Source organism: Pseudomonas sp. LLC-1 (assembly GCF_002992185.1).
GTDB lineage: Bacteria > Pseudomonadota > Gammaproteobacteria > Pseudomonadales > Pseudomonadaceae > Aquipseudomonas > Aquipseudomonas monteilii.
Genome location: NZ_LUVY01000042.1, coordinates 1 through 628 on the forward strand (window position 1 = coordinate 1; position 628 = coordinate 628).

Annotated in this window: 1 pseudogene; it reads left to right on the top strand. The window is 54.5% G+C overall.

The window, feature by feature from the left end:
- Window positions 1-628, top strand: a pseudogene (locus A0O30_RS27590) (IS3 family transposase); the annotation flags it as partial.

Genomic DNA, 628 nt, shown 5'->3' on the forward strand with positions numbered 1-628 from the left:
ATGGAGAATGCTGTCCTAAAGGAGTTAAAGGCTCTCCGCGAGGAGAAGGAACGAACACGGACGAAAAAGCCCTGATCGTCCGCAAGCTCAAGTGCGAATTCCCCTTACCCGACCTCCTCCAGATGGTCGGGTTAGCGCGCAGCACCTTTTACTACCAGGTCAAATGCCAGCAGAAGCCAGACAAGCATGCTGCGCTCAAAGAGGTGGTACAGCGCGTCTACCACGAGGAAAAAGGGCTGTATGGCTATCGGCGCGTTACGCTTGCGATCAGAAACCAAGGGACCCTGGTCAACAAGAAGGTCATTGAGCGATTGATGGCTGAACTCGGTCTGCAGTCAATCGTGCGTCCGAAAAAGTACCGCTCCTACCGAGGTACGGTCGGCAGGGTGGCCAGGAATCTGTTGGAGCGCAATTTCGTCGCACAACGCCCCAATCAAAAATGGGTGACTGATGTCACAGAGTTCAAGGTGGCACAGCAGAAGCTCTACCTGTCGCCAGTGATGGATTTATACAACGGCGAGGTCATTGCCTACGAAACGGCCAGCCGACCTACCTATGACCTCGTCGGGAATATGCTGGAAAAGGCGCTTGGTGGTCTGGGGGAAAAGCCCAAGCTAGTCATCCACTC